Origin of the sequence: Gordonibacter pamelaeae 7-10-1-b (assembly GCF_000210055.1) — a bacterium.
In the GTDB taxonomy this organism is placed as follows: Bacteria; Actinomycetota; Coriobacteriia; order Coriobacteriales; family Eggerthellaceae; genus Gordonibacter; species Gordonibacter pamelaeae.
The window spans coordinates 2,425,570-2,427,676 of sequence record NC_021021.1; the positions used below are offsets into that span (position 1 = coordinate 2,425,570).

The 2,107-nt window shown below is 66.1% G+C and carries 3 protein-coding genes and 1 tRNA gene; 2 read left to right on the forward strand and 2 right to left on the reverse strand.

Features of this window, described 5'->3' with window-relative positions; genetic code table 11:
- Positions 1 to 145: 145 nt before the first annotated feature.
- Together GPA_RS11310 and trpS are read right to left on the reverse strand one after the other, a co-directional pair.
- A tRNA-Ile gene (locus tag GPA_RS11310) sits at positions 146 to 220 on the reverse strand.
- 108 nt (positions 221 to 328) lie between these two features.
- Positions 329 to 1,375: a tryptophan--tRNA ligase gene (gene trpS / locus GPA_RS11315; RefSeq protein WP_015539935.1), complete on the reverse strand. Its 1,047-nt coding sequence runs from the start codon at positions 1,373 to 1,375 to the stop codon at positions 329 to 331.
- A gap of 171 nt (positions 1,376 to 1,546) precedes the next feature.
- Between trpS and GPA_RS11320 the strand changes: the two genes are divergently transcribed.
- Both GPA_RS11320 and GPA_RS19255 read left to right on the forward strand, forming a co-directional pair.
- The gene (locus GPA_RS11320; protein ID WP_015539936.1) at positions 1,547 to 1,888 is read left to right on the forward strand and encodes a PadR family transcriptional regulator; all 342 of its coding nucleotides are present in this window, start codon (positions 1,547 to 1,549) and stop codon (positions 1,886 to 1,888) included.
- On the forward strand, positions 1,885 to 2,107 hold a 223-nt coding region (locus GPA_RS19255), incomplete at its 3' end, for an HAAS signaling domain-containing protein (protein ID WP_041239532.1). The genes GPA_RS11320 and GPA_RS19255, both read left to right, overlap by 4 nt.

Below are 2,107 nucleotides of genomic sequence, written 5' to 3' on the forward strand. Positions count from 1 at the left end.
GCGAGCCTGGCCGGCGCGGCGCTGTCCTTGCTGTTGCTGCGCCTCATGGGAGGGCGCCCCTCGGCCCCGGGCGCCTAAGCTCCCTCGCCTAGTGCGGGCGGCATGAAAAAAGCCGGATGCGGGAAGCATCCGGCTTTGTCATTTTTGGTGGGCCCAGCAGGACTCGAACCTGCAACCAAGGGATTATGAGTCCCCTGCTCCGCCATTGAGCTATAGGCCCTCGAACAGCGTTTCGCCATTCTATATCAAAACCGGCCCCGTTGCCAAGAGAACGCGCAGGCTCCGCGAAAAACCTGCGGGACGGCCGCCAGAGCAGGCGGGGTGGCGCCTAGTACACCATGCCCATGGTCTCGCGCACCTCGTCGAGCGTGGCGTTGGCTATCTCGTTGGCGCGGCGGTTGCCCTCGTGCAGCACGTCCTCGATGTAGCCCATGTCGCCCAGCAGCTCTTCGCGGCGTTCGCGGATGGGGGCCAGGTAGGCGTTCACGCTCTCGGTGACGTACTTCTTGAGGGTGCCCGAGCCGCCGTCGCCTATCTCGGCGGCGATGTCGGCCTCGGCGCGGCCCGTGCAGAGCGCCGCCGTGGTGAGCAGCGCCGACACGCCGGGGCGGCCTTCGGGGTCGTAGGTGATGTTGCGGTCGGCGTCGGTCTGCGACTTCTTGATGAGCTTCGCCGTCTCGGCGTCGGTGGCCGACAGGCTGATGGCGTTGCCATAGCTCTTCGACATCTTGCGGCCGTCGAGGCCGGGGATGGCCGGCGCATCGTTCAGCAGTCCGTCGGGCTCGGGGAACACGTGGCCGTAGCGCTCGTTGAAGCGGCGGGCTATCTGGCGCGTCTGCTCGATGTGGGGCATCTGGTCCTTGCCCACGGGCACGATGTTGCCCTTGCAGAACAGGATGTCGCACGCCTGGTGCACGGGGTAGGTGAGCAAAAGGCCCGTGAGCGCGTGGCCGGACGCGTCCTGCTCGGCCTTCACCGTGGGGTTGCGCAAAAGCTCGGACTCCGTGACGAGCGAGAGGAACGGCAGCATGAGCTGGTTCAAGGCCGGCACGGCCGAGTGCGTGAAGATGATGGTCTTGGCGGGGTCGATGCCGCAGGCTAGGTAGTCCACCACCATGTTGCGCACGTTGTCGGCGATGTTCGCCGTGGTGTCGCGGTCGGTGATCACCTGGTAGTCGGCGATGATGATGCGGGTGGTTATCCCCAGGTCCTGCAGCGCCACGCGCTCGCGGATGGTGCCGAAGTAGTGGCCCAGGTGCAGCCGCCCGGTGGGGCGGTCGCCGGTCAGCATGGTGTACTTCTCGGGGTGCTCGGGCAGGTCCGCGCGGATCTCGTCGGAGCGCTTGCGGCTGGCTTCGTAGCTGTCGATGCTCATGGGTTCAAGTCTCTTTCATATATCATGCGGGCACAACGTTGTCGTCCAGTATAGCGTTTCTTCGGCACGGCCGCTCGCGGTTCCTCCTGCCGCTCGCGGTTTCGCCCGTTGCGCGCATCGGCGGGATCGTCTATATTTAGCAATACTAAGTAACAGAAACGAGGAGCGTCGATGCGGCAGAGGTTCGCCCAGCAGATGAAGAAGGGCGCGCTGGACATGCTCGTGCTGAAGCTGCTGGAGCACGAGGAGAAGTACGGCTACCAGCTTATCGGCGAGCTGTGCGAGCGTTCGGGTGGCACCGTGTCGCTGAAGGAGGGCACGCTGTACCCCATCCTGTATCGGATGGAGGACAACGGCCTGGTGGCGAGCCGCCTGGCGGCCAAGACGGCGAAGGAGCCCGCGCGCAAGTACTACGCCGTGACGGAGCGGGGCCGCACGGCCCTGGCCGAGATGTACGCGGTGTGGAACGAGTTCGACAGGTGCGTGCGGTCGATCATGGAGGAGGAGCGATGAACGAGAAGGCCTATGCGAAGGCGGTGGCGAGGCGCCTGGCGTGCTCGAAGGCGCGCCGTGACGAGTTCGTGCGCGACCTGGAGTCGGACATCGCCTCGTCGCTTGCCGACGGCGAGACCTGGGAGCAGGTGGAGCGCCGCCTGGGCGACCCCCGTGACGTCGCCCGCGAGTTCAACGAGGCCCTCTCCGAGCGCGAGCTCGCCGCCGGCAGGAAGCGCC

Coding starts and splice junctions, on each gene's coding strand:
- trpS (WP_015539935.1), bottom strand. CDS start 1,375: ATGAGCATCGACAGCTACGAAGCCAGCCGCAAGCGCTCCGACGAGATC.
- GPA_RS11320 (WP_015539936.1), top strand. CDS start 1,547: ATGCGGCAGAGGTTCGCCCAGCAGATGAAGAAGGGCGCGCTGGACATG.